The sequence below is a fragment of the Streptomyces sp. NPDC086147 genome (genome assembly GCF_040702165.1).
Lineage (GTDB): Bacteria > Actinomycetota > Actinomycetes > Streptomycetales > Streptomycetaceae > Streptomyces.
In genome coordinates, this window is the sequence record NZ_JBFBJO010000005.1 from 159,754 (window position 1) to 185,512 (window position 25,759).

General features: G+C 75.0%; 16 protein-coding genes, 1 tRNA gene and 2 pseudogenes. 8 read left to right on the plus strand and 11 right to left on the minus strand.

All coding sequences use genetic code 11. The annotated features are described in order from the left end of the window. Positions 1-32 precede the first annotated feature (32 nt). From AB0398_RS13895 to AB0398_RS13920, 6 genes are all read left to right on the plus strand, one after another. The gene (locus AB0398_RS13895; RefSeq protein ID WP_366374759.1) at positions 33-1,349 is read left to right on the plus strand and encodes a VWA domain-containing protein; all 1,317 of its coding nucleotides are present in this window, start codon (positions 33-35) and stop codon (positions 1,347-1,349) included. A 41-nt stretch (positions 1,350-1,390) separates the two neighbouring features. Next, on the plus strand, positions 1,391-2,719 hold the full coding sequence (locus tag AB0398_RS13900; protein ID WP_366374761.1) for an FHA domain-containing protein: 1,329 nt from the start codon (positions 1,391-1,393) through the stop codon (positions 2,717-2,719). A gap of 83 nt (positions 2,720-2,802) precedes the next feature. Beyond that, positions 2,803-3,207 carry a globin gene (locus AB0398_RS13905; RefSeq protein WP_366374762.1) on the plus strand — a complete coding sequence of 135 codons (405 nt, stop codon included), beginning with the start codon at positions 2,803-2,805 and terminating at the stop codon, positions 3,205-3,207. Positions 3,208-3,447: 240 nt separating this feature from the next. Then, on the plus strand, positions 3,448-6,798 hold the full coding sequence (locus AB0398_RS13910; RefSeq protein WP_366374764.1) for an ABC transporter permease: 3,351 nt from the start codon (positions 3,448-3,450) through the stop codon (positions 6,796-6,798). Between the two features lie 158 nt (positions 6,799-6,956). After that, on the plus strand, positions 6,957-9,797 hold the full coding sequence (locus AB0398_RS13915) for an FtsX-like permease family protein (RefSeq protein ID WP_366375222.1): 2,841 nt from the start codon (positions 6,957-6,959) through the stop codon (positions 9,795-9,797). Next, the gene (locus tag AB0398_RS13920) at positions 9,794-10,774 is read left to right on the plus strand and encodes an ABC transporter ATP-binding protein (protein WP_366374766.1); all 981 of its coding nucleotides are present in this window, start codon (positions 9,794-9,796) and stop codon (positions 10,772-10,774) included. The genes AB0398_RS13915 and AB0398_RS13920 overlap by 4 nt, the downstream gene beginning before the upstream one ends. Before the next feature lie 21 nt (positions 10,775-10,795). On the opposite strand, the gene AB0398_RS13925 is transcribed toward AB0398_RS13920, so the two are convergent. The 7 genes from AB0398_RS13925 to AB0398_RS13955 form a co-directional block, all read right to left on the minus strand. Further along, positions 10,796-11,467: a hypothetical protein gene (locus tag AB0398_RS13925; protein WP_366374768.1), complete on the minus strand. Its 672-nt coding sequence runs from the start codon at positions 11,465-11,467 to the stop codon at positions 10,796-10,798. Next, positions 11,464-11,889 (minus strand): thioesterase family protein, encoded by a 426-nt coding sequence (locus tag AB0398_RS13930; protein WP_366374769.1) that lies wholly within the window; start codon positions 11,887-11,889, stop codon positions 11,464-11,466. Before AB0398_RS13930 ends, AB0398_RS13925 begins: the two co-directional genes overlap by 4 nt. 7 nt (positions 11,890-11,896) lie before the next feature. Next, the gene (gene ettA, locus AB0398_RS13935) at positions 11,897-13,561 is read right to left on the minus strand and encodes an energy-dependent translational throttle protein EttA (protein ID WP_053648792.1); all 1,665 of its coding nucleotides are present in this window, start codon (positions 13,559-13,561) and stop codon (positions 11,897-11,899) included. Between the two features lie 265 nt (positions 13,562-13,826). Beyond that, positions 13,827-15,299 carry a Cys-Gln thioester bond-forming surface protein gene (locus tag AB0398_RS13940; RefSeq protein WP_366374771.1) on the minus strand — a complete coding sequence of 491 codons (1,473 nt, stop codon included), beginning with the start codon at positions 15,297-15,299 and terminating at the stop codon, positions 13,827-13,829. A 225-nt stretch (positions 15,300-15,524) separates the two neighbouring features. Beyond that, complete coding sequence (locus tag AB0398_RS13945; protein ID WP_366374772.1) at positions 15,525-16,103, minus strand: single-stranded DNA-binding protein; 579 nt, start codon at positions 16,101-16,103, stop codon at positions 15,525-15,527. Between the two features lie 186 nt (positions 16,104-16,289). Then, positions 16,290-18,167 carry a GTPase gene (locus tag AB0398_RS13950; RefSeq protein ID WP_366375224.1) on the minus strand — a complete coding sequence of 626 codons (1,878 nt, stop codon included), beginning with the start codon at positions 18,165-18,167 and terminating at the stop codon, positions 16,290-16,292. Positions 18,168-18,174: 7 nt separating this feature from the next. Beyond that, complete coding sequence (locus AB0398_RS13955; protein WP_366374773.1) at positions 18,175-19,785, minus strand: dynamin family protein; 1,611 nt, start codon at positions 19,783-19,785, stop codon at positions 18,175-18,177. A 301-nt stretch (positions 19,786-20,086) separates the two neighbouring features. On the opposite strand from AB0398_RS13955, the gene AB0398_RS13960 reads away from it, so the two are divergent. After that, positions 20,087-20,159, plus strand: a tRNA-Arg gene (locus tag AB0398_RS13960). Here AB0398_RS13960 and AB0398_RS13965 read toward each other — a convergent pair. The 3 genes and pseudogenes from AB0398_RS13965 to AB0398_RS13975 form a co-directional block, all read right to left on the minus strand. Then, the gene (locus AB0398_RS13965; protein WP_366375226.1) at positions 20,121-20,609 is read right to left on the minus strand and encodes a DUF317 domain-containing protein; all 489 of its coding nucleotides are present in this window, start codon (positions 20,607-20,609) and stop codon (positions 20,121-20,123) included. The genes AB0398_RS13960 and AB0398_RS13965 overlap by 39 nt on opposite strands. A 140-nt stretch (positions 20,610-20,749) precedes the next feature. Then, positions 20,750-21,031 (minus strand): annotated as a pseudogene (locus AB0398_RS13970) (DUF317 domain-containing protein); the annotation flags it as partial. A 220-nt stretch (positions 21,032-21,251) separates the two neighbouring features. After that, positions 21,252-21,553 (minus strand): annotated as a pseudogene (locus AB0398_RS13975) (hypothetical protein); the annotation flags it as partial. 266 nt (positions 21,554-21,819) lie between these two features. On the opposite strand from AB0398_RS13975, the gene AB0398_RS13980 reads away from it, so the two are divergent. Beyond that, positions 21,820-22,719 carry a GNAT family N-acetyltransferase gene (locus AB0398_RS13980; RefSeq protein WP_366374775.1) on the plus strand — a complete coding sequence of 300 codons (900 nt, stop codon included), beginning with the start codon at positions 21,820-21,822 and terminating at the stop codon, positions 22,717-22,719. Between the two features lie 668 nt (positions 22,720-23,387). Here the strand turns inward: AB0398_RS13980 and AB0398_RS13985 are convergent. After that, the gene (locus AB0398_RS13985; RefSeq protein WP_366374777.1) at positions 23,388-25,541 is read right to left on the minus strand and encodes a HEAT repeat domain-containing protein; all 2,154 of its coding nucleotides are present in this window, start codon (positions 25,539-25,541) and stop codon (positions 23,388-23,390) included. Between the last annotated feature and the right edge of the window lie 218 nt (positions 25,542-25,759).

Below are 25,759 nucleotides of genomic sequence, written 5' to 3' on the forward strand. Positions count from 1 at the left end.
AGCCCACCGCCGTTGTCCGAGGAGCCGAACAGATGGCGAACTTCTCCAAGTCGACCGTGCCCCAGTTCTCGGTGGACGTGTACCAGAACGAGTTCCTGCCGGAGGGCGGCAGGGACGTCAGCGCGATCGTCACCGTCACCTCGACCGGCGGCGGCACCGTCGGCGCGGGCGCCCCCGGCCCGGCCGGCGTCGTGATCATGGTCGACTGCTCCGGTTCGATGGACTACCCGGCCGCCAAGATGCGCGGGGCGCGGGAGGCGACCGCCGCCGCCGTCGACACCCTGCGCGACGGCACCTCCTTCGCCGTCGTCGCCGGCACGCACGTGGCCAAGGAGGTCTACCCGGGGAACGGAGGGCTCGCCGTCGCCGACGCCCGCACCCGGGCCGAGGCCAAGGAGGCGCTGCGCCGGCTCTCCGCGAACGGCGGCACCGCGATCGGCACCTGGCTGCGGCTCGCGGACCGGCTGCTCTCCTCCGCCGACCTCACCATCCGGCACGGCATCCTGCTCACCGACGGGCGCAACGAGCACGAGTCCCCGGAGGAGCTGCGGGCCGCGCTCGACGCCTGCGCGGGCCGCTTCACCTGCGACGCGCGCGGGGTCGGCACCGACTGGGAGGTCAAGGAGGTCACCGGGATCGCCTCGGCGCTCCTCGGCACCGCCGACATCGTCGCCGACCCGGCCGGCCTCGCGGCCGACTTCACGGCGATGATGGAGCAGGCGATGGGCAAGGGCGTGGCGGACGTCGCGCTGCGCCTGTGGACCCCGGTCGGGGTGGAGATCGCGTTCGTGAAGCAGGTGGCGCCGACGGTCGAGGACCTCACCGGGCGGCGCACGGAGGCGGGGCCGCGCGCCGGGGACTACCCGACGGGCTCGTGGGGCGACGAGTCCCGCGACTACCACGTGAGCGTGCGGGTGCCGCGGGCCGCGGTCGGCCAGGAGATGCTGGCGGCCCGGGTCTCCCTGATCGCCCCGGACCCGGCGGGCGGCGACGCGCGCCCGCTGTCTCAAGGACTGGTACGGGCGGTGTGGACGGACGACCTGGCCATGTCGACGTCGATCAACCCGCAGGTGGCGCACTACACGGGCCAGGCCGAGCTGGCGGACGCCATCCAGGCGGGTCTGGATGCCCGCAAATCGGGCGATCAGGATGGCGCGACGGCCAAACTGGGGCGTGCCGTGCAGCTCGCGGCGGCCTCCGGCAACGCGGATACGGCGAAACTGCTTTCGAAGGTGGTCGACGTGGTCGACGCGGTGGCGGGTACTGTGCGTTTGAAGGCGAAGGTCGCCGAAGCGGACGAGATGACACTCGAAACCCGCTCCACGAAGACCGTTCGCGTCAAGAGGTAGCCCGGCCACCGGGCCGGACGACGAGAGGGGGAAGCACCGACATGCCGACCTGCCCGAACGGACACCAGTCGGTCTCCGACGACTGGTGCGAGGTCTGCGGCCATCGCATGGCCGGGGCGGGTGCGCCGACGGGTGCCGTACCGCCGCCTCCCCCGCCGCCGCCCCCCGCGTACGGATATCCCGGTCCGGGTGACCACGGTCCGGGCCCCGGCGGCCCCGGTGACCACGGTCCCGGTCCCGGCCGGCCCCCGGCGGGTCCCCCGCCCGCCGCTCCCGGCGGCTTCGGCCACGGCGGCGACCCGAACGCCACGGCCCAGGCGGAGCTGTGCCCGCAGTGCCGGACGCCGCGTGAGCACATGGCGCCGTTCTGCGAGGAGTGCCGCTGGAACTTCCTCACGAACACGGCCACCTCGTACACGCCGGTGGCCCCCTCCAACGTCCCGCCGCGCCAGCCCGGGCCGCCGCCCGGCCTGAACCTGCCGCCGGGCTTCCAGACCCCGCCGCCGGGTCCCCCGCAGCAGCAGGACCCGTTCGGCTACCAGGGCTCGCGGCCCTCGCAGGTGAACCGGCCGGCGGAGCCGCTCGGCGCCGAACCCACCCACCACCAGGCCCCGCCGCAGCGCCCGCAGGCGCCCCAGCAACCCCAGCAGCACCGGCAGCCGGAGCCGCCCCCGTACCTCCAGGCGCCCGCCCAGGCCCCGGCGCCGCCCGCGCCGCCGCAGCAGCAGCGCGCGGACGACGACTGGCTCCTGCCGCCGCCGTCGCAGCACCAGGCGCCTCAGGCTCCCCCGCAGCAGCACCAGGCACCGCCGCAACACCAGGGACCCCCGCCCCAGCACCACCAGGGGCCGCCGCAGCCTCCCGCGCACCAGGGGCCCCCGCCTCAGCAGCAGCACCAGGCCCCCCAGCCGCCTCCGCAGCAGCACCAGCCGCCTCCACAGCAGTTCCAGCAGCCGCAGGCGCACCGGAGCTGGAGCGCGGTCATCGGTCCGGACCGCGCGTACTTCATGGCGATGATGCAGCGCAGCGGCCCGGAGGCCACGGGCCTGAACCTGCCCGCGTACTCGCCGGACAAGCACCTGCCGCTCCAGGGCAACCAGGTCTCCATCGGCCGCCGCCGGCACTCCACCGGCGAGTCCCCCGACATCGACCTGTCGGTGCCGCCGGAGGACCCGGGCGTCTCGCACCAGCACGCGGTCCTGGTGCAGCAGCCGGACGGCTCGTGGGCGGTGGTGGACCAGAACTCCACCAACGGCACCACGATCAACGGCGGCGAGGAGCCGATCCAGCCCTACGTCCCCGTGCAGCTCCAGGACGGCGACCGGGTGCACGTCGGCGCCTGGACCACGATCACGATCCGCCTGGGCTGACCCGGCGACGACCGGGACCGGGGCCGAGCACCGGGGGTCCTAGACCTCCGGTCCTCGGCCGGGGCATCTGAGACGATGGAGCGGTGAGCGAGATTCCCGGGGAAACGGCACAGGAGCAGACCTTCTACGAGCAGGTCGGCGGCGAGGAGACGTTCCGCCGTCTCGTCCACCGCTTCTACGAGGGCGTCGCGGAGGACCCGCTGCTGCGCCCGATGTACCCCGAGGAGGACCTCGGCCCCGCCGAGGAGCGCTTCGCCCTCTTCCTGATCCAGTACTGGGGCGGGCCCCGCACCTACAGCGACCGCCGGGGCCACCCCCGCCTCCGGATGCGCCACGCCCCGTTCGCCGTCGACCGGGCGGCCCACGACGCCTGGCTCCGCCACATGCGGGCCGCCCTGGACGAGCTCGGCCTCGCGCCCGAGTACGAGGCGGAGCTCTGGCGGTACTTCACCTACGCCGCCGCCTCGATGGTGAACACGGCCGGCTGACCCCGCCGCCGGAGGCGCCCGTGTCCGTTCGGGCACGTTCGCGGGTGCGTCCGGGCAGCCCGCCGCATAGAAGGGCACATTCCGGAGCCGGAACACCGGATAACGGTCACGATCGGATCAAGGTGGCCCCGCAAGCGGTTTCCAGCCGTGCGTGCCCTCTGAAAGCATCCGGAAGAAGTTCCGGTGGCGTGCGAAGAGCGTTCGACGCGCGCACCGTGATCAGGGCGGCCAGGGGGACGGGTGACGGGGTTCGTATTTCTGCGTGTCAGGGCGCACCGGCTGCTGCTCGCCGCCGCGCTGCTCTCCGTGCTCCTGACCACCTCGGTGCTCGCCACCCTCGCCGCCCTCTCCGGCGCGATCGGGGACGCCGCGCTCCAGGCGGGCCTGCGCGGCCGGTCCGCGGCCGCCGCCTCGCTCCTGGTCGGCGGCCAGGTGCCCGCCGAGAAGCGGGCCGGTGCCGACGCCGCCGTGCGCGACGGGATGCGGAGGTCCTTCGACGGGCTGCCGGTGACCGTGCGACGGCTCGAACGCTCGGGGCCGTACGCGCTGCCCCGCAGCCTCCAGTCCGCCGCCGCCCGCGCGGGCGAACCCGACCTCACCCACTTCGCCGCGCTCGACCGCTCGCGGCTCTCCCTCGCCCGGGGCTCCTGGCCCACGGCCGCCCGGCCCGGCGGCACGGTCGAGACCGCGCTGCCCGAGGAGGCGGCCCGGCGCCTGAAGGTCGGCCCCGGCACCGTCCTCGACCTCACCGACCGGCTCACCGACCGGCGGGTGAAGGCCCGGATCACCGGCGTCTACCGGCCCCTGGACACCGCCGACCTGTACTGGCAGCTCGACCCGGCGGGCGGCCGGGGCGTGCGGACGGTCGCGTTCACGACGTACGGGCCGCTGCTCGCCGACCCGGCCGTCCTCGCCGCCGGGGCGCTGAGCCACGGTGACACCTCCTGGCTCGGCACCGCCGACTTCACCGGCTTCACCACGGACCGGATGGACGCCCTGCGCGCCGCCGCGACCGAGGGCCCGAAGGCCCTGGCCGAGAACCGGACCGCGTTCGGCGCGACGGTCTCGGCGACCACCGCGCTACCCGCCGTCCTGGACCGGACCGGGCGGGCCCTGCTCGTCTCCCGCTCCACCCTGCTGATCGTCGCCGTGCAGCTCGTGCTGCTCGCCGCGTACGCGCTGCTGCTCGTCGCCCGGCTGCTCAGCACCGAGCGCTCCGGCGAGACCGCCCTGCTGCGGGCGCGCGGCGGCTCGCGGCGCCGGATCGCCGGGCTCGCCGCCGTCGAGGCGCTGCTGCTCGCCCTGCCGGCGGCGCTCGCCGCCCCGCTCCTGTCCGGCCCGCTGACCGGGCTCTTCGCCGAGCGGTCCGCGCTCTCCTCGCTCGGGGTGCGGCTCGACACCTCGCCCTCGCTCCAGGTGTGGCTGGTCGCCGCCGCGGTGGCGCTGTGCTGCGCGGCGGCCGTCGTGGCGCCCGCGCTCGCCGCCGGGGACGGCGCGGCCGTCTCGCTGCGCAAGGCCCGCTCGGCCGCGCTGCCCGGTCCGGTGCGGGCCGGGGCGGACCTCGGACTGCTCGCCGTCGCCGCCGTCGCCTACTGGCAGCTCCAGCGGCCCGCCGCCGCGGGCGGCACCCTCGGCGCGGACGGGGGCGGCGGGGGCTCGATCGACCCGGTGCTCGTCGCCGCGCCCGCCCTCGCCCTGCTCGCCGGGACCGTCCTGACGCTGCGGCTGCTGCCGCCCGCCGCCAAGCTGGCCGAGCGGCGCGCGGCCGGCGGGCGCGGGCTGTCCGCCGCCCTCGCCGGCTGGCAGTTCAGCCGCCGGCCGCTGCGGGGCGCGGGCCCCGTCCTGCTGCTCGTCCTCGCCGTGGCGATGGGCATGCTGGCCATCGGGCAGAGCGGCTCGTGGGAGCGTTCGCAGCGCGACCAGGCCGACTTCCGCACCGGGACGGACGTCCGCGTCCTGAGCCCCGGGCCCGGCGAGCCCACGCAGACCGAGCGGCTCGCCGCCGTACCGGGCGTCGCGGCCGTGGCGCCCGTGCACCGCACCACCATGGACGTCTCCGGCCGGAACGCCACCGTCCTCGCCGTCGACACCCGCAACGCCGCGGGCGGCCTGCTCCTTCGCCCCGACCTCGCCGGGACCACGGCCTCCTCGCTGCTCGCCCCGCTGGCCCCGGCGGCCGGCCCCCGACCCGGGCTCGCGCTGCCCGCCGGGACCCGGACGCTCGCCGTGGACCTGCGGGCCGCCGCGCCGGAGGGCAGCGGGGCCTCCCGGGTCACGGCCGTCCTGGAGGACCCGAGCGGCGTCCCGTACCGGCAGACCCTGGGCACGCTGCCCTCCGACGACCGCGTCCACCGGCTGGCCCTGGACCTCGGCGCCCTCACCGCCGCGCCGGGCGGCGACGCGGGGCGCGGCTCCGGCGGCCTGCTCACCCTCACCGGCCTGGAGCTCGACGGCGTGATCGCCGCGGGCCCGCACCACGTCCGCACCGTCCGCGTCGAGGGCCTCGCCACCACCGGGACGGACGGCGGCACGCGGGCCCTCTCCCCCGCGAAGGTCCTCACCGGCTGGTCGTCCGGCGTCGGGCAGACCGAGAACGGCGCGGGACGGAGGGGCGGCAGCGCGAGCGGCGACCCCGGCCCGGCCGGGCCCGGCGGATCCGCGCCGTACTCCGTCTCGTTCGGGGTGCGGGGCGCCGAGCCCGGCGACCTCCGCGCGGCGCCCGAGGAGTACGCCCTGCGGATGGCGGCCCCCGCGCCGAAGCCGCCCGAGCGGCTGCCGGCCGTGGCCACCGGGGCCTTCATGACGGCGACCGGCGCCGAGCCGGGCGACACCGTCGAAGTCACCCTCGACGGCCTGCGGGTCCGCGTCGTCGTCGACCGGGTGGTCGAGGAGCTGCCGACCACCGGCCCGGCCTCCACCGGTTCGTCGGTGACCGCCCCGGCGGACGGCGGCGCGCTCCTCGTCGACCTGGTCACCGTCAACCGGTACCTGGCCGGGTCCGGCGACGGGCCCCTGTCCGTACCGGCCACCGAGTGGTGGCTGACCACCGCCCCGGGGAGGACGGCCGAGGTCGCCGCCGCCCTGCGGGCCCGCCCCGACGCGGACCCGACCCAGGTCCTCGTACGCGACGAGATCGCCGCCGAACTCCTCGGTGACCCGCTCGGGGCGGGTCCCAACGCGGCCCTGATGGCGGTGGCCGCGGCCGCCGCCGCGCTCGCCGCCGTCGGCTTCGCGGTCGGCTCGGCCGGCGCGATGCGGGAGCGGTCCGCCGAGTTCGGGGTGCTGCGGGCGCTCGGCACGCCGCAGCGCCGGCTCGCCCGGCTGATCGCCGCCGAACAGGGGCTGCTCATCGGCATCGGCCTGCTCGTCGGCACCGGGCTCGGCACGGTCCTGGCCCGGGCCGTCGTCCCGCTCGTCGTCCTCACCGGCCAGGCCGCCCGGCCCGTCCCGCCGGTCCTGGTCGAACTGCCCCTCGGCCAGGTCGCCCTGCTGCTCGCGGGGGTCGCCGTGCTCCCCCTGGCCATCGTCGCCACGATCGCCCTGCGCCGCACGGACCCGGTCGTGACCCTGCGCCACCAGGGGGCGAGCTGATGCCGGCGCACGACGAGCCCGGGGCGCCGGGCCCCGACGCGGACGGGACGCCGAAGCCGGGCGCCCCCGGGTCCCCCGGCCGGGTCCCGGACGAGACGCCCGCCGCCCCCGGCGGGGACGGCACCCACCAGCCCGACGTACGCAGGAAGGCCCCCGACATGCCCCGGCCCTCCCGGCCCGCCGAGACCGCCCCGGCCGGCAGGGCCACCCGCCCCGCCAGGCCCGCCCCCGTCGTGGCCCCCTGGGTGCGGACCCGGCTGCGGACCGCGCCCCGGGCCGCCGCCGCGCTCGCGCTGCTCGTCCTGGTCACCGCCTACCTCGCGGCGGCGCTGCCGCGGGCCGTCGACCGGTACGAGACGGAGGGCCTCCGGCACGACGTCGCGACCGCCGCGCCCCGGGACAGCGTCCTCGAACTGAACTCGCCGCTGCCCGTCACCACCGCGGCCGAGTACGGGGCGAACCTGACCTCCGCGGCCCTGCGAAAGCAGAGCGACGCGCTGCGGGCCCTGCTGCCCGACCCGATCCGGACCGACCCGGCGCAGGCCGTCCACGGCGTCCGCACGATCGACCGGGTCGAGGGGCTGGACCCCTGGCTGCCCCGGCCCGACGGGCTCTCCCCGCAGTTCGTGCTCTCCTCGCCCTCCGACCTGTCCCGCCACGCGACGCTCCGGCAGGGCCGGGCCGCCGGGGGCACCGCCCTCCGTCCGGAGGCGGTCGTGACCGTGAAGACCGCCGAGGCCCTGCGCCTGAAGCCCGGCTCGGTCGTGCACGTGCCGAGCCTGAGCGGCGAGCCGCTCGCCGTCACGGTCACCGGCGTCGTGGAGCCGCGCGGCCCCGAGACCGCCTACTGGGCGGTGGAGCCGCTGCTGCGGGCGCCCACGCTCGCCCCGCTGGTCGAGGAGGAGGTGAAGTACTACTGGCAGGCGGCCCTGCTCCTCTCCCCCTCCTCGGCGTCCTCGGTGCTCGCCACCGTCGGCGAGAAGGAGGTCTTCTTCCGGTTCGTGCCGACGGCCGGCCACCTCGCCGGACGGGACACCGACCGGCTCTCCGCCGCCCTGGCCTCCGCCGGCGGCGGCCCGGACCTGGTCAGGATGCGCGAGGCGATGGGCGGCAACGGCGTCCTCACCACCGGTCTCGACGAGATCCTCGACGGGTACCGCTCGATGCGCGACGCGATAGCCCCGGTCGTGGCCGTCGCCGTCTTCGGGATCGGCGCGGTCGCGGCCGTCGTCCTCGCCATGACCGGCGGCCTCTTCACCGCCCGCCGCGACGGCGAACTGGCGCTGCTCCGCTCCCGGGGCGCCTCCCTCACCGGCATCGGGCTGCGGCTGCTCGGCGAGACCTCGGCGGTCGCCGTGCCCGCCGCCGTCCTCGCCCTGGGCCTCGCGGTCCTGACGGTCCGCCCGCCCGGCGGAGGGCCGGGAGCGGCCGGCGGGATCCCCCTCGGCCCGTCCCTCCTGGCCGCCTCCGCCGTCGCCCTGGTCGCGATGCTCGTCCTGCCGCTGCGGGCGGTCGTCCTGCACCGGCGCCCCCGGCTGCACGGCGGCCGCGACGACCTGCTGACCGCGCGCCCCTCCCGGCGCCGCACGGTCCTCGAACTCACCCTGCTCGTCCTGGCCGTGGGCGCGGTCGCCTCGCTGCGGCTGCGCGGCGCGGGCGACTCCGGCGACCACCTGGTGAGCGCCGCCCCCGTCCTGGTCGGCCTGATCGCCGCCATGGTGCTCGTACGGGTCTATCCGCTGCCGCTGCGGTGGCTGGCCCGCCCGGCCCGCCGGCTGCGCGGGGCCGTCGGCCCGCTGGCCCTGGCCCGCGCCGGCCGCTCGTCCTCGACCGGCATGCTCCCGCTGCTCGCCCTCGTCCTCGCGCTGACCACGGCGGCCTTCGGCGGTTCCGTCCTCGCGGGCGTCGCCGACGCCCGCGACCGGGCCGCGCTCCTGGCGACCGGCGCGGATGCCCGGATCGACGGCTCGGCCGAGTGGACCCCGCTGCCGGCGGGCCTCGCCGAGGCCGTGCGCGGCACGGCGGGGGTGCGGGACCTGGCGCCGGTGCAGATCGAGTACGGGGTGGACCTGCCGTCCCACGAGGGCACCACCGCCCGGGCGATGAGCGTGCCGCTCGTGGGCGTCGACCCCGCCTCGTACACCCGGCTGGCGAAGCGGACCGGCTTCGGCGCGTTCCCGGCGGAGCTGCTGGCCTCGACGGGGAAGGGCGGGGAGGGCGCCACGGGCGACACCGGCCGGGTGCTGCCCGCGATCGCCTCACCGTCGGTGGCCGAGCGGCTCGGCCGCGAGCCGATGGAGGTCGTGGCGGCGGCCGGGACGTTCAGGGTGAAGGTGGTCGGCGTCCGGCCGGCCACCCCGGCCCTGCCCGGCGAGGACTTCCTCCTCGTCAACGGCGCCGACCTCACCCGCCGGGCGGCCACCGCGCTGCTCGTCACGGGACCGGTGGACGGGGCCGCGCTGCGGGGCGCCGTGCGGGAGCGGTCGGACGCCTTCGTGGTGGGGCTGCGGAGCGAGGAGCGGGCCACGTACGTGGACTCGCCGCTCCAGACGGGCGCGGAGCGGATCTATCTGGGCGCGATCGGCGCGGGCGCCGGCTACGCGGTGGTGGCCGTGCTGCTCTCGCTCGCGCAGAGCGCGCCGGAGCGGAACGCCCTGCTCGCCCGGCTGCGGACGATGGGTCTGACCAGGCGGCAGGGGCGGCGGCTGCTCGGTCTGGAGGCGCTGCCGCAGGCGGTCCTCGCGGCGCTCGGCGGCGTGCTGGTGGGCTGGGCGACGGTGCCGCTGCTCGCGCCGGGCATCGACCTGTTCCGGCTGGCGCTCGCGACGGCCCCGGGCCTCGCCCGGCTCGACGGCGCCCCGCTGCGGGCGGACCCGTGGTCGCTGCTCGTCCCGGCCCTCGCCGTCGTGCTCCTGACGGCGCTCGCGGCGGTCGGGCAGGCCTGGTGGGCGGGGCGCAGGGGCTCGATCAAGGAACTCAGGGCAGGAGACGCACGATGACGGAGACCGGGATCCGGGACGGGGCCGGGGCGGCCGGGGCCGCGACCCTCGAAGAGCTGGAGCGGCGGGCGACGGCGCGGCGCGACCGGCCCTCGTACGGCCATGACGCGCTTATCGCCTGCGACCGGCTCGTCCGCATCTTCACCACGGACGGGGTGGAGGTGCAGGCGCTCCAGGGCCTCGACCTCCTCGTGAAGGAGGGCGAGCTGATGGCCCTGGTCGGCGCGTCGGGCTCCGGCAAGTCGACGCTGATGAACATCCTGGCGGGCCTGGACGTGCCGACCGCCGGCGCGGCCCGGGTCGCGGGGTGCGACCTGCTGGCGATGGACGGGAAGGCGCGGCTGCGCTACCGGCGCGAGGTCGTCGGCTTCGTCTGGCAGCAGACCGCCCGCAACCTGTTCCCCTATCTGACGGCCGCGCAGAACGTGGCGCTCCCCATGCAGTTGCGGGGCCGTTCGAAGGCGCGGCAGAAGACGGAGCGGGCGGAGGAGCTGCTCGCGATGCTGGGCATCGCGGAGATCCGGGACCGCCGGCCGCACCAGCTCTCCGGCGGCCAGCAGCAGCGGGTGGCCATCGCGGTGGCCCTGGCCAACGACCCGGCCGTGCTCCTCGCCGACGAGCCGACCGGCGAGCTGGACTCGGCCACCGGCGAGCAGGTCTTCGCGGCCTTCCGCCGCGCCAACGAGGAGCTGGGCACGACGATCGTGATCGTCACCCACGACCAGGCGGTCGCCTCCGAGGTGCGCCGCACGGTCGCCATCCGCGACGGCCGCACCTCCTCGGAGGTGCTGCGCCGCACGGAGGTCGACGACCAGGGGCAGGAGTCGCTCGTGGCCCGGGAGTACGCGATGCTCGACCGCGCGGGCCGCCTCCAGCTCCCGGCGGAGTACACCAAGGCGCTCGGGATGGAGCACCGGGTGGCCCTGGAGCTGGAGCAGGACCACATCGGGGTCTGGCCGGACGACGCGGAGCGCTGAGGGGCCGGGGCCCGGGGGCGGTCAGCGCCCCGGGGCCACCGGCAGGGCCATCGGCACGGTGCGCAGGGCGACGGAGCCGTACGGGGTGCGCAGGCGCAGCCAGGGGCCCGAGGCGAACAGCGCGACCGGGCCCTCCTCCGCCCCGGCGGGCGGCAGGAAGCCGAGGGACTGGGCGGCGTGGACGGCCCGCAGGGGCAGTCCGGTGGCGCCGAGGGTCCTGGACCAGATCTCGCGGCCGATCCGGTCGCGCTCGGCGCGGGTGCGCCGCTCCTCGGGCAGTTCCTCGTCCCGGGTACGGAACTCGGTGACGGCCGCCGCGACCGCGCCCCGCATCTCGGCGGCGTCCGGGAGCCCCGCGACCGGCCGCCAGCCGGAGCGCGGCGGCAGCACGCCCGCCCAGGGCGGCCCGGTCACGGCGTCGGGGACGACCGCCTTGCCCGCCGTCTCCTCGATGCCGTCGAGGAGTTCGCCGGCGGAGACGGTGACGTCGAGGTCCACGGCGTCGACGAGCCGGGCCGTGCGGATCGCGAGCACCTCGAACGACGGCGGCCGTCCGAAGACGGCCAGCGCCCCGCCGCCCGCCTGGAGGCGGACGGCGGCGGCCCGGTCGTAGTGGACGAGCCGGGCGAGGAAGGCGGCGAGGGCCGCCGCCTCCCGGGCGTCGGCGAAGTGCAGCGGCGCGAGGACGGTCATGCGGCGGCGGTCATCCCGTCGTCCACGTACTCCTCCAGGAAGGCGCGCTCCTCGGCGCTGATCCGCCGGGGCCGCTGCGCCTCCAGGTCGAAGGGCACGACGACCGTGGACGCCCGTACGTACACCGTGTCGGGGTCCTTGATCTCGTACGCGATCGTCAGCGACGCCGCGCCCATCTTCGTGACCCACGACTCGACGGTCACCGGCTCGTGCCGGTGGACCAGCGGCCGCACGTAGTCGATCTCGTGCCGGGCCACGACGGACCCGCCGGAGAACGAAGGGGAGCCGTTCCCCGGCGCCAGGCGGAACATGAAGTCGATCCGCGCCTCTTCCAGGTACCGCAGGAAGACGACGTTGTTGACGTGCCCGAAGGCGTCCATGTCCGACCAGCGCAGGGGGCAGCTGTAGATGTGCCTCGCCATGGGACCGTCAGCCCCGGGTCAGCTTCTTGTGGGTGGCGCGGTGCGGACGGGTGGCGTCCGGGCCGAGCCGCTCGACCTTGTTCTTCTCGTACGACTCGAAGTTGCCCTCGAACCAGAACCACTTGGAGTCGCCCTCGTACGCCAGGATGTGCGTGGCGACCCGGTCGAGGAACCAGCGGTCGTGGGAGACGACCACGGCGCAGCCGGGGAAGTCGAGGAGCGCGTTCTCCAGGGAGGACAGGGTCTCGACGTCGAGGTCGTTGGTGGGCTCGTCGAGGAGCAGCAGGTTGCCGCCCTGCTTGAGGGTGAGCGCCAGGTTGAGGCGGTTGCGCTCACCGCCGGAGAGCACGCCGGCCGGCTTCTGCTGGTCCGGGCCCTTGAAGCCGAACGCGGAGACGTAGGCGCGGGACGGCATCTCGACCTGGCCGACGTTGATGTAGTCCAGCTCGTCGGAGACGACGGCCCACAGCGTCTTCTTCGGGTCGATGTTGGAGCGGCCCTGGTCGACGTAGGAGATCTTGACGGTCTCGCCGACGCGGATGTCTCCGGAGTCGGGCTTCTCGAAGCCCTGGATCATCTTGAAGAGCGTGGTCTTGCCGGCGCCGTTCGGGCCGATGATGCCGACGATGCCGTTGCGCGGCAGGGTGAAGCTGAGGTCGTCGATGAGGACCTTGTCGCCGAAGGCCTTGGAGAGGTTGTTGACCTCGACGACGACGGAGCCCAGGCGCGGGCCCGGCGGGATCTGGATCTCCTCGAAGTCCAGCTTCCGCATCTTGTCGGCCTCGGCGGCCATCTCCTCGTAGCGGGCGAGGCGGGCCTTGGACTTGGCCTGGCGGCCCTTGGCGTTGGAGCGGACCCACTCCAGCTCTTCCTTGAGGCGCTTCTGGCGCTTCTCGTCCTTGCGGCCCTCGACCTTGAGGCGCTCGGCCTTCTTCTCCAGGTAGGTCGAGTAGTTGCCCTCGTAGGGGTGGGCGCGGCCGCGGTCGAGCTCCAGGATCCACTCGGCGACGTTGTCGAGGAAGTACCGGTCGTGGGTGATGGCCACGACGGTGCCCTTGTACTGGGCGAGGTGCTGCTCCAGCCAGTTCACGGACTCGGCGTCGAGGTGGTTGGTGGGCTCGTCGAGCAGCAGGAGGTCGGGGGCCTCCAGGAGCAGCTTGCAGAGCGCGACGCGGCGCTTCTCGCCACCGGAGAGGTTGCCGACGGGCCAGTCGCCGGGCGGGCAGCCCAGGGCGTCCATGGCCTGCTCCAGCTGGGCGTCGAGGTCCCACGCGTTGGCGTGGTCCAGGTCGTCCTGGAGCTTGCCCATCTCCTCCATGAGCTCGTCGGTGTAGTTCGTCGCCATCTCCTCGGCGATCGCGTTGAACCGGTTGAGCTTGCCCTTGACCTCGGCGACGCCGTCCTCGACGTTCTCCAGGACCGTCTTGGACTCGTCGAGCTTCGGCTCCTGCATGAGGATGCCGACCGAGTACCCGGGCGACAGGAAGGCATCGCCGTTGGAGGGCTGCTCCAGGCCGGCCATGATCTTCAGCACGGTGGACTTACCGGCGCCGTTCGGGCCGACCACACCGATCTTCGCACCGGGCAGGAAGCTCAGCGTCACGTCATCGAGGATGACCTTGTCGCCGTGCGCCTTGCGCGTCTTGCGCATGGTGTAGATGTACTCAGCCAAGAGAAACCGTCCGGCAAGGAGTGAGTGGGCAGATACACCCATCTTGCCTGACCGCCGGCCCCGGGCGGAAACCGGTAAGCCCGCCGACGGGGGCGCGCGGGGGCGGGCGCCGGGCGCGGAAGGGGCGGTACGGAGGGTTTCCGGCCTCCGGACGTGCGACGACCCCGGCCGCGGGCGCGGTCCGGGGTCGCACGGGATCACGGGGCGGGCGCCGTGTGACGCACCTCACTCAGCGGGGGCGGGGGCCAACACCCGGGGCCTCGGCTCAGTCGTCGGTGGTCTTCTTCCTGCGGAGGAGGAACATCGCGCCGCCGCCGACCACGACGAGCACGGCGGCGATGCCGGCGATCACCGGGGTGGCGCCGGAGCCGCCGGTCGCGGCGAGGTCTCCGGCGGTGGGGCCGGTGGTGCCGGTGCCGCCGCCCACGGTGTCACCGCCGGTGGTGCCGCCCGTGCCGCCCTTGGCGCCCTTGACGGACGGGGCGGGGGCCGGGGTGGAGGGCGCCGCGCCGGGGGTGGTCGCCGAGGGCTTCGGGGCGGGAGTGGCCGTCTCGCAGTCCAGGACGCCTTCGAAGGTCTGCTCGAAGTCGTTCGGGCCGGTGAGCGTGAACTTGTACGCCTCGTCCTCGGCGAGCTCGACCGGAATGGCCTTGGTCTCGCCGCCGGGGACCGTGTAGGCGGTGCCCTTCAGTTCGAAGGTCCAGTCCTCGTCGCCCTTGTTGGAGGCGATGACCTCCAGGCCGCCCCCGGCGCAGTCCTTGGCGACCGTGACGGCCGGTACGGCACCCTTCTCTGCCCAGGCCGCGGCGGCCTCGGCGGTGACGGTGGAGCTGCTGGAGCCGGCCAGGATCATGGTCTGGCTCTTCTCCTTGACGCTGACGAAGGCGCGGCCGAGCGGAACCTTCGTGGTGGCCTCGGCCCTGATCCCGGCCGTGCCGCCCTCGGTGTCCTGCGGCACGTCGACGAAGACCTCGGCGCCGTCCCGGGCCTCGGCGACCGGCTTGCCGTCCTTGTCGACGACGCCGGTGCCGGCCGGGGCGCCGGGGACCACGGAGAGGGTGGCCACGGCGGCGTTGGTGGAGACCTTGATCGGGCCGAGCCTGTCGCCGGCCCCGCCGGCGACGGAGGCCGGGGACAGACTGAGGGAGGACTTGGGCTCCCGCGCCTTGACGGCCTTGCCGAACAGGTACTCGGTCACCTTCCGCGCGTTCCCGTCGACCGGCGTCGCGTCGACCTTGTCCGAGTAGCGCCAGATCGCGGCCTGCGTGGCGGCGGCGGCGGTCTCCCGGGTCAGGCCCTTGACGCCGGCCTTCTCGCCGAGGGCGGCGACCGGGATGTTCGGGTAGGAGTTCTCCAGGATCCAGAGGATCTTGCCCGCGTCGGGGTTGTCGTGGAGGGACGACTGGCCCCAGCCGACCTCCTTGTACTCCTTGTCCTCGTAGGCGCTGGTCCGGAAGTCGATGCAGTAGGTCTGGAGGTTCCCGCCGTTCTCGACCTTCATCTCGAAGAGGCCGCCGCTCTTCTCCCAGACGCGCTGCTCGCCGCCGACCTTCTCGGTGACCCTCACCTTGGCGGAGATCTTCAGCCGGCCGAGCACGGTGGAGGCGCCGCCGTTGTCGGCCGGGCCCTTCGCGGCGGCGGAGCCCGCGACTCCCGTCACACCGGCGGCGACGAGCCCCGAGACCAGAGCGGCGGCGGCGAGGCGACGTACAACGTCCCGCCCACGAACTGAAAACATCCGATTCCCCTCCGGGCGAGCCGCTCCGCGAACAGCGTTGTTCCGTACGGGAGGAGCGCGCGCCGACAGACTCACAGACTCGATGGGCTCACGTGCCACATGAGTACCCGGGAATCCTAGGGACGCGAAAGAGCCGGGTGCCCGGCCGTATGGTCGGGCAACCATTCCGTCTCGGAATCGTTATCACGTGGCACGAGTTGGTCGACAAATCGCCATGACGCAACGTCAGGAAGCGGTTACCAGAAGGTCTTCAGCGTTCGTTTCCTCGCCTTTTCCTCCGTTTCCCTCCCTCGAAGCCGCTGTTTCCGCCGCCCCTCGCGCCTCCTCCTCCGCTTCGGCCACGGCCTCCGCCACCGCCTCCGTCCAGGGGTCCGCCTCCGGCGCCGGCCCGAGCGCGGGCCCGTCGCCCGGGTGCGGCCCCAGGTCCGTCCGCGCCCGGGACTCGGCCCGCGCCGCGCGCCGGAAGGCCGCCGTCCCCCGGGTCAGGTCGTGGCCCACCGCCAGCGCGTCCACGTCCACGAAGGTCTTGCGCTGCCCGTCGCGCTCGTCCTCCCGGACCCGCAGCCGGCCGTGCACCACGAGCGGTTCCCCGACCGAGACCGAGGCCGCGAGGTTGGCCCCCAGGGAGCGCCAGGCCGAGACCGTGTAGAAGCTGGTGTTCCCGTCGGACCAGAGGTTCCGCTCCCGGTCCCAGCGGCGCGCGGTCACCGCGAACCGGAACCGGGCCACCCCGCCCGTCACCGTCTCCCGGTACTCCACCGCCGTCGCCACGTTGCCGACGAGCGTCACGGTCGTGTCGTTCATGGTCCCGCCCCCATCCGTCTCCGCCGGACACCCTTCGGCCGGGCGCCCTTCGCTCCTCATGGTGGGACGGGCCGACGAATCCCGCCGGAGCCTGTGGAAAACCCCGCGACAGCGGACGACCGCCCTACCCGGAAGGGTGAAGACCGGAGGCCGCGCGGGGAATCCCCTGAGCCGCCTCGGGCCCCACTACCTCCCCCGCGCGCCCGCGCGGGTCGCGCCCAGCCGCCTCGTACCGGAGCGGTGTCCGCCCACGACGCGGGCCGACACGCCCATGACGCGGGCCGACGGGCGCGTGCCCACCACCGTCGCGTACTGCTCGCGCACCTCGCGGTAGCGGACCAGCTCGGCCGCCACCGGGTCGAGCACCCGGGCCCGGCCGCAGGCGGCGGCCGCCTCGCGCAGGCGGCGCTCGGCCTCCTGTCCGTACCGGCGCGCCGGCCCCTTCACCGCGCCCTCGCAGGCCCATTCGACGAGCGGGCCGCCCACGATGCCGGCGAGCATCACGAGGACCGGCGGGAGCAGGCCGGGCTCCACGACGCCGATGATCTGCCCCACCAGCCAGAGGGCGCCGAAGATCTGGAGGAGGGTCATCACGACCTGGGCGAGGACGGCGGCGGGCCACCAGGCGGGCCGGGGCGGCCGGGCCGCCGGGTCGCCGAGGGAGAAGGCCAGTTCGTCCAGGGCCTCGGGGAGGCCGTCCGCCCCGCGCGTCGCCGCCTCGCACACGGCCTGCGCCCACGGGGCCGGGAGGCCGCGCGAGGCGTCGTCGGCGACGATCCGCACGGCCTGCTCCACGCGCTGGCGTGCCGTCAGCTCCTCCTCGGGGGGCGTGGGGCGCGGGTCGGTGGGGCCGTGCGCGCGCTTCCGCTCGTACCAGCGGTAGAGCCGCAGCCAGGGGGTGCCGCAGGCGCGGATGGCGCCCCGGCGCCAGACCCGCTCGGCGGCCTCGCCGGCGGCCTGGGCGCCGACGGCGGCCGAGAGGCGGTCCGTGAAGGCGTCCCGGGAGCGTTCGTCGAGGCCGGCGCGCCCTTCGGCGACGTACGCGGAGCGCAGTTTCGCGGCGGCGGCGTCGATGTCGGCGGAGAGGCGGCGTTCGGGGGCGGTCTTCTCCTGGACGAAGCGGGCGACGAGTTCGCGCAGGTCGGGAACGCCCTCGCCGGTCAGGGCGGAGAGGGCGAGGACGGTGGCGCCTGGTTCGCCGTGCTCGCCGAGGGCCACGCCGTCCTCGTCGAGGAGGCGGCGCAGGTCGTCGAGGACCAGGTCGACGGCGTCGGTGCCGAGCCGGTCGATCTGGTTGAGGACGACGAAGGTGACCTCGGCGTGTCCGGCGAGGGGGCGGAGGTAGCGCTCGTGGAGGGCGGCGTCGGCGTACTTCTCGGGGTCGACGACCCAGATGACGCCGTCGACGAGGCCGAGGACCCGGTCGACCTGGTCGCGGTGGGCGGTGACGGCCGAGTCGTGGTCGGGCAGGTCGACGAGGACGAGGCCCTGGAGCCCGGTGTCGCCCGTGCCGCCGGCGAGGGGCCTGCGGCGCAGCCGGTTGGGGATGGCGAGCCGGTCGAGGAGTCCGGCGGCGCCCTCGGACCAGCTGAGCGCGATGGGGGCGGCGGTGGTGGGGCGGCGCAGGCCGGTCTCGGAGACGGAGACGCCGGCGAGGGCGTTGAAGAGGGTGGACTTGCCGCTTCCGGTGGGGCCGGCGAGGGCGATGACGGTGTGCCGGGAGGAGAGCCGCTGGCGGGCGGCGGCCTCGTCGAGCACACGCCCGGCCTCGGCGAGCGCGTCGCTCTCCACGCGCGCGCGGGAGAGGCCGACGAGCTCGTGGAGGGCGTCGAGGCGGTTGCGGAGGGGGCGGCCGTAGTGCCCGCCGAAGGAGGCGGGCGGATCCTCGTCGCGGTCCGCCCCACCGTCCTCGGACCCCTTCTCCGGCCCCTTCCCGGGCCCCTCGTCGAGGGCGGCGGCGGCGCGTTCGCTCGCGCGGCGCGCGATCAGCCCGTCGTCCCAGCGGTCGCGGTCACGGGCCTGGTCGCCGTCGAGGCCGAAGTCCCGCTTGCGGCCGTCTTCCAGCTGCACGTCACTTCTCCTTCTGCAGTACGGAGAGCGCGGCGATCAGCTCCGCCTGCGGCTCGGGGGTCACGTCGAGCGCGTCGAGGGGGGCGAGGCGCCGGTCGCGTTCGGCGTGCAGGACCCGGTCGACGTACGAGAGGACGAGTTCGCCGCCCTTGTCGCGCAGGCGCAGGGCGGTCTGGGCGCCGAGGAGTTCGGCGAGGCGTTCGCCGGCGGGCCGGGTGCGGCGGCCGCCGAGGAGGGAGGCGGCGAGGAGGGCGGCGACGGTGTCGGCCTCGGGCAGGGCGCCGCGGGCGCCGGCCGGGCGCTCGACGGCCCCCACCTCCTCGTCGGCCAGTTCTTCGAGCACGCGGCGCCAGCGGCGGATCTCGACCCCGATCCGCTCGCCGGTCTCCCGGTCGGCGCAGGTCGGCGCCGGACCGAGGGCCTCGGCGGCGGGCTCGTGGCGCCAGCCGTCCCGCACCCGCTCCTCGGCGGCGGAGACCGCGCAGTGGAGGAGGGCGGCGAGGGACTCGGCGAGGGCGTCCAGGAGTTCGTCGGCGGTGCTGTCGCGGGGGTAGGCGCGCCAGCGGGCGCGGGCGTCGCCGGCGAGGACGTCCCCGCGGCCGAGCTGCTTGCGCACCCGTCTGCCCTGCTCGTGGTAGGCGGCCTCGACGACGCCGCCGAGGCGGACGGCGGCGGCGTACTGGGCGGAGACCGCGCCGGCCAGTTCGGGCAGCCGGGTGTCGAGGGAGTCGATGACGCCGAAGGCGGTGCGGTCGGCGGCCTGCTGGTGGGCGGCCGGGTCCTGGGCGCGGTGGGCGAGCCAGCCGCGGAGGGCGGCGACGGCGCTGTCGGGCAGCAGTCCGCTGCCGCCGCCGGTCGACTCGGGCAGTTCGGGGATGGTGAAGCGGGGGACCTCGCCGAGCCCGGCCTTGTCGAGCAGGGCGCCGTACTGGCGGGAGATCTCGCCGATGACCTGGTGGGGGACGCGGTCGAGGACGGTGACGAGGGTGGCGTCGTACTCCTTGGCGGTGCGGAGCAGGTGCCAGGGGACGGCGTCGGCGTACCGGGAGGCGGTGGTGACCATGACCCAGATGTCGGCGGCGCAGATCAACTCGGCGGCGAGGAGACGGTTCTCGACGACGAGGGAGTCGATGTCGGGAGCGTCGAGGAGGGCGAGGCCCCTGGGCATGGAGGAGGCGGTCTCGACGCGGAGGGCGTTGTCCTCGGGGGCGGGCCCGTCGACGGGGTGGTCCTCGTCGGCCTGGGGCAGCCAGACGCGGGTGAGCTGCGGGAGGACGCGCATCCCGGCGAACCAGTGGTGGTCCTCGGGGTGACAGACCAGGACGGGGGTGCGGGTGGTGGGTCTGAGCACGCCGGCCTCGCTGACGCGGCGTCCCACAAGGGAGTTGACGAGCGTGGACTTCCCGGCTCCGGTGGAGCCGCCGACGACGGCGAGGAGCGGGGCGTCGGGGTCCTTGAGCCGGGGCACCAGGTAGTCGTCGAGCTGGGCGAGCAGCTCGACCCGGTTCTGGCGGGCGCGGTCGGCGCCGGGAAGCGGGAGTGGGAGACGCACGGCGGCGACACGGTCGCGCAGGGCGGAGAGTGCGTCGATCAGCTGAGGCCGTTCGTCCAAGGTCACCACATGCGAAGAATGCCCAATTTACGCGTGTTTTTGAAGCGTATGGGGGCCCTGCGCGCCGAAGAAAAGGGCGGTGGCCGGAACACGGGGCATAACGAGTGCACAACACCCGCCCCGAGCGATGCGAAAAGCGCTGCGCGAATCGCACCTGCCTGCGATTATCGTTCCGCTTCACCGAACCTACACATCGTGCCACGCAGGTGAAGCAACCGGGCCAAGGCGATCGGAGCCCTATCCTTGTCCCGGCAGGCCACACCCCACCCACCAGGGGCTCCTGGCCGCACGGCCACCACCGGCCCCCGTAGCTCAGTGGATAGAGCAGGTGCCTTCTAAGCACTTGGCCGCAGGTTCGAGTCCTGCCGGGGGCGCAAGACCGGGACCCTCCTTCGGGAGGGTCCTTTTTGCTGGTCAGGGGCGATTCCAGGTCGGGGCGAGGAGGTCGGGAGGGCACCCTCGTTGGCTGGATCTGCCCGGCTGAACCCGGTCAGAGGCGGTCCCTGGCGGCTGGATTTCCCGAAAACTTCCCGAAGTTTCGACGCCGCCCGCTGTCCTGCCTCACTCGGATCCGCGTGCTCTCCTCTGCCGCCGGGCGGCTGGGGGACGACATCCACCCGCCCCTCGACGCCGGCGGGCGGGCAGGAGCGCGGCACGGGGTAGGGAGAGGCGAGCGAGGCGGCGAGGATCGCGGCCAGATCGTGGGGCGTGCTGCCGCCGAAGGTCGCGCACCACAGGTACGGATCGCCGACGGAATGTTCGGCCCACACCTGCCGGCCGAAGCGCCCGGACCGAGGATCGGCATCGCGAACGGCCGGGGGCACCTCCTCCAGCGAAATGCCGGAGGAGAGTCCGGGGCGGAAGCGGCGACGTGCGGGCGGTCGATGTCGCGTAGCCGGCCTCGGTCACAGGCTGCCGCGAGTACGGTCTCTGGGCCGCCGAAGGAGAAGGCGGGTTCCGTACGGGTGCCTAGGGCGAGAAGGAAGTCGGTCAACGCCTCGTGCGGGACGCCGGCGGTGAAGTACGCGTTCCACTCGGGCAGGCCGCTACCGGAGTGCGACCGGGCAGAGATCTGCCGGGCAACCGCAAGGCTCCCCGGTTCGAACGAGAGGCGGCACGAGTCCACTCGGCACCGCACAACCCGTTGGGGCTCACCACAGCCGGAGGCGCTTCGCATCGAACTGCCGCCAGGCCGCTGTCGCGTCCAGTCGATGGTCATCGACCCGGACTCCAGAACGCGGTTCATGCGGGAGCGGCTGCTACCCGAACAGTCCGCCCGCAGGTGGGCCTCAGGAGCAGGCTGCGCACGATCCGCTCGGTCTGCGCGAGTGCGGCTCGTGACCTCAGACCGCTCGCCGACGCCGAGCTGTACGACGCCTCGGTCGAGTGACGGACCAGGAGGCAGATCGGCTGTGGAAGGGCGACTGCCCGCTTCAGCGGGCGCGCCCGGTGCTCCGGCTGGAGATCGGGTTGCCGCTGTGGACCTCGTCCCCGGTGACCCAGCCCACGTGATGTCCGGCGTCCGGGAACCGTTCGATCATCGTGCGGGCCGGTTCCGGCCTGGTCGCAAAGACGGTGCCCTCGCCGGGCTCCGCTGCTCGGCAGTGGTCCGGGTTGTGTGTCCAGGAGCGCGAAATGTACGGCTCCCGGCCCACTCCGCGATCGTCCGGCAGTTTTCGCGCGGCAGGTCCGACAGCGAGCCGCGCATCAACCGCCCGGCCCGCAGGCGAGGTTCACAGCGGCTGCAGCGGCCGGCGATCCGGCCCACGGCCGCCTCGGACGCCTCCCGCCGACGTGCGGGGCCTTCGAGGGAGCTCTGCGTCGTCCCGCGAACCCCTCCTTCACGGGGCGCGGAAATCCGTGGACCGACCCACAGAAGATCACGTACGGTGTGGCTCCACGCCCTGAGACGGACGGAAGGAGGCGAGTGCCGTGCAGTTCACACCTTTCCAGCGCTCCCTCTTCCGCTGTCCCGGCGTGGTTCGTCAGTTCTGACCGGGAGCGCTCCAAGCAGCCTGTATCCCGGAGGAATCCATGACCGATCCGGTCATCCGCGCGCTCTCCGCGAGCGACGCCCATCTCTTCGACGCACTCCCCGACCCCCTGGGCGCCCGTGAAGGCCATCGGCGTACCCGGTTCCGCCCCGACTGGAAGCGCGTCGCCCTGCGCGACGGCGAGGTCGTCGCACGCGGCGCGTGGTGGGGCGGACCCGACGACTCGGAGCCCGTCAACATCAACTGGTTCGACGTGGCCGAGGGCGAGGAGGAGGCCGGGGCCGAACTCCTGCGCTCCGCTCCCTGGCAGGTCGAACTGGAGATCAACCTGCCCGGCGGCTGGCGGGACGAGCCCGACCTGCGCGCCGGCGCCGAGGCGCGCTTCGCCGCCGCACGGGCCGCGGGGTACGAACTCCTGGTGGAACGCTTCCTGTACCGCTGGACCCCGGAGCGAGGTCTGCCCGAGCGGCCCGGACGGCTGCGCTTCAGCGCCGAACCCGACGACACCGTGTTCTTCGACGCGTTGCGCCGCATCCACTCCGCCACCCTGGACGCCCACGCGCTCAGGGCCATCGAGGAGGGCGGCCTCGACCAGGCCGCCCAGGAGGAACTCGACTTCTTCCACTGGTGCCCCTCCCCGCGGGAATGGTGGCAGACCGCACACACGCCGGAGGGCGACCTGGCCGGCATCCACATCCCGGCCCACAACCCCTCCGGCCCGACCATCGGCTTCATCGGAGTCGTCCCGGAACAGCGCGGTCACGGCTACGCCTACGACCTCCTCGCGGAGTGCACCCACCTCCTCGTCGAGCAGGGCGCGGAGTTCATCGGCGGAGCGACGGACCAGGCCAACTTCCCCATGGCCGCGAACTTCGCCAAGGCCGGTTTCCCCGTCATCCGTGAACGCATCAACTTCCACCCGGCGGGCCGAGCGGCCTAGCGAGGAGTAGCACGCGTGGAATGGCCGCCGTCTCGTCGTCAGTCCACACATCGACGATGATCAACGGTGGCCCCGCCCGTTCCCGTACAGGCCCCACCAGCAAGATCAGGATCTACAGCTGGAGTACTGAGCACTTGGCCGCAGGTTCGAGTCCTGCCGGGGGCGCTTTTCTCCGTACGGCTTGGGACCCTCCTTTGGGGGGGGTCTTCTTGCTGGTCGGGGGTGTTTCTCGGGAGGCGCGGCCGGGGTCGTCGGGGCTCGTGGGGCGGTGCGCCGGCGCTGGGGCGGCTGATCGAGGCCGCCGACCGGGACGCCGTGCTCGGTGCGATGTGCCCGTGGGTGTCGATGGATCAGCTGGGGGTGTCGGCGGGAGAGGGCTGGGAGGAGTGGGGGCACTCGCCGCTCCCGGCGCTGTTCGCCCGTCCCGGCGGATACGAGGTGGTGACCCGGCCCCGGCCCCGGCCTGGAGAGGTGGTCCGGTTGTCGACGGCCGACCCCGTGGAGGCCGTCGCGTCCGCGGCGCGTTCGGTACGGGGCCGGGGCGGCTCTCCGGCGGAGGAGCCGTACGCGTGGCCGCCCGAGGTGGAAGCGGTCCTGCGGGACGCGGGCCGGCACCCCGGGCGTTCCGTTGCCCGGCTCCGGGTGACCGGGCCTCCGTACCCGCCTCGTCAGGACGCCGTCGTCGTGGGGTTCCCGCACGCGGCGAGCAGTGCCCGGGCGCGGTTCCGGAAGGATTCGTCCTGGTCGATGACGCGGTCCTCGATGCCCGAGCGGACCACCCGGGCGTCGCCGTCGGCGAGGACGGCGAGGCGGCGCAGAAGGTCGTCGGTGAGGGCGGCGGCGCCGAGGGCTTCCAGGGCGTCGCAGGCGCCGGCCGGGTCGGCGTCCAGTTCGGCGGACGTCAGGGCGGCCGCGGCGAGGGCGGTGCGGTCCGGGGTGGCGGAGTCCGCCACGGCGACGAGGGCCAGTATCGCGGCCGGGGCCTGGACCGGATCGCCGAGGGCCGCCCGCAGGCGTGCGGTGAGCGGGCGTCCGGCCGGGCCGAGGAGCGCGGTCGCACGGGCCGCCCGTGCCACCGACCAGCGGGACCACTGGTTCCGTTCGGCGCGCGCGAAGACCGATTCCAGGACGGCGACCACCGGGTCCGGGTCCCCCGTGACGTGCCACAGGGCCTCGGCGAGGGCGGTGCCCGTGTCGAGGGCGGGCATGGTGCTGTTCTCCGGGTCGCCGAGCGCCCCGTGCAGGAGCGGCGCCAGGGCCGCTCCCCGGGGCCCGAGCGCGGCGGCGAGCCGGGCGGCCTCCCTCAGGTCCCCGCCGTCGCGCCCGAGTTCGTGTGCGAGGCACCGCAGCAGCGGCGCGGGGTCGTCGGTGAGGTCGTACAGGGCCTTCGCCGCCGGAAGGACCTCCTTCTCGGCCGCCGCCCGCAGCGCGGCGACGACCGGGGCCCGGTCCGCCGGGGCGCCGTCGGCGGCGACGGCGGCGAGGGCCCGGGAGGCCTGCTGCGGGAAGTGCGGGAGCGCCGCGCACAGCTCGGGCAGCGCGGCCACCGCCTCGGCGCCCCACCCGGCCAGCAGGTTCGTCAGCCGCCAGGGCTCGTTGCCGCTCAGCTCCGCGGGTCGGGCGAGGCGGGCGCGGACCGCGTCGAGGAGGCCGCCGTCGTACGGGAAGGCGTGGTGCTGCGGATCCAGGAGTCCGGTGGTCGCGCCGAGGGCGCGCGGGCGGCGTCCGAGGCCGGCGGCGAGGAGCGGGGCCGCCTGCGCGGGAGCGACGAGCACGAGGGCGGCCAGCGCGCGGTCGGCGTGGTCGTCGGCCCGGTCCGGGTTCCGTCCGGCGAGCGGGAGGAGGACGTCCGCGGCGGCTTCGGCGGCGCTGCCCAGCCGGCCGAGGAGCGACGCCGTGCCGACCACCGACTCCTCGTCGACGGCCGCCGCGCACAGGCTCCGCACCAGCCGTCGCGGGGCGCTGCGCGAGAGCGCGCAGGCGCGGTCGGCCGCCCAGCGGCCTTCGGCCCGCACCTCGGCCCGGTCGTCCCCCAGGGCCGCGTCGACCAGGGCGAACGCCGCCTCGCGCTCCGGCTCGTGGTCCCGGCCCAGGAGGATCTCGACGACGGAGGCCAGCGGCTCGCCGCGGTCGATGTCGAACCCGGAGCGCACGGAGCCCGCGGGCAGGAGGGAGAGCATCGCCGTGTGCGCGGCCCCGGTCCACGGGGCGCCCGCGTCGAGGTGGGCGAAGACGGCGGCCAGGCGCACTTCTGCGGGCCGGGACGGGTCCAGGGCGGCCGCCGCCTCCGCCGCCGCGTGCCCCGGGTCGAGCCGTGCGATCCCGGACAGGACCTCCGCCCGCACGGCGGGTTCGGTCTCCTCCGCCCAGCGGGCGCGCAGCACGGGCAGCACGGCCTCGGCGGCGCGGGTGTGCGAGAGGGCCCAGGCCGCGGTCCGGCGGACGTCCGGCTCGGCGTCGGTCAGCAGGGAGAGGAGGAGCGGCAACTGCTCGGCCACCGCCGCCCGTACCGCGCCCGGTGCCACACCGCACTCGTCGTCGCTCTCGGCCATGCCGCCGAGCAGCGCCAGGACGTCGGCCGTGCGGTGGCCGGCCGCCGCGATCCCGGCGAGGAACGGGGCCGCTTCCGCGCTGGCGGCGTAGACCGTTCCCTGGTGCAGCACGCTCCCGTACAGCTCCGACAGCGCCTCGTCCGCCGCGTCCGCGTCGGTGCCGGTCAGGGCCCGCAGCAGGTCGGGGACGTCCTCCGCGCTGCCGTACGCGTGGGAGGAGGAGGCCCAGGGGAAGGCGTCCAGGCCGTCGAGCGGGTGTACGAGATCCATGCGGAGCATCGTGCCAGCCACCTCTGACAGCGCTCTGGGCGGGCGGGCCGGGCGTGTTGGGTGGACCGGGCATGTCGGGCGGGCCGTGAAGGATGTCGTACGCATACGGGACGGGACGAGGTGTCGCCGGGGTCGTCGGCCAGTACGGTCAGGGCCGTCAATGGAAGGAGAAGGTGGTGCGAACGTCGCGTTCCACGGTCATGGTCCTCCTCGGCCGG

Bases quoted from the DNA above. Each gene is read 5' to 3' on its own strand.
- AB0398_RS13895 (WP_366374759.1), top strand. From the start codon at position 33: ATGGCGAACTTCTCCAAGTCGACCGTGCCCCAGTTCTCGGTGGACGTG.
- AB0398_RS13900 (WP_366374761.1), top strand. From the start codon at position 1,391: ATGCCGACCTGCCCGAACGGACACCAGTCGGTCTCCGACGACTGGTGC.
- AB0398_RS13915 (WP_366375222.1), top strand. From the start codon at position 6,957: ATGCCCCGGCCCTCCCGGCCCGCCGAGACCGCCCCGGCCGGCAGGGCC.
- AB0398_RS13920 (WP_366374766.1), top strand. From the start codon at position 9,794: ATGACGGAGACCGGGATCCGGGACGGGGCCGGGGCGGCCGGGGCCGCG.
- AB0398_RS13925 (WP_366374768.1), bottom strand. From the start codon at position 11,467: ATGACCGTCCTCGCGCCGCTGCACTTCGCCGACGCCCGGGAGGCGGCG.
- AB0398_RS13930 (WP_366374769.1), bottom strand. From the start codon at position 11,889: ATGGCGAGGCACATCTACAGCTGCCCCCTGCGCTGGTCGGACATGGAC.
- AB0398_RS13940 (WP_366374771.1), bottom strand. From the start codon at position 15,299: ATGTTTTCAGTTCGTGGGCGGGACGTTGTACGTCGCCTCGCCGCCGCC.
- AB0398_RS13945 (WP_366374772.1), bottom strand. From the start codon at position 16,103: ATGAACGACACGACCGTGACGCTCGTCGGCAACGTGGCGACGGCGGTG.
- AB0398_RS13980 (WP_366374775.1), top strand. From the start codon at position 21,820: ATGACCGATCCGGTCATCCGCGCGCTCTCCGCGAGCGACGCCCATCTC.
- AB0398_RS13985 (WP_366374777.1), bottom strand. From the start codon at position 25,541: ATGGATCTCGTACACCCGCTCGACGGCCTGGACGCCTTCCCCTGGGCC.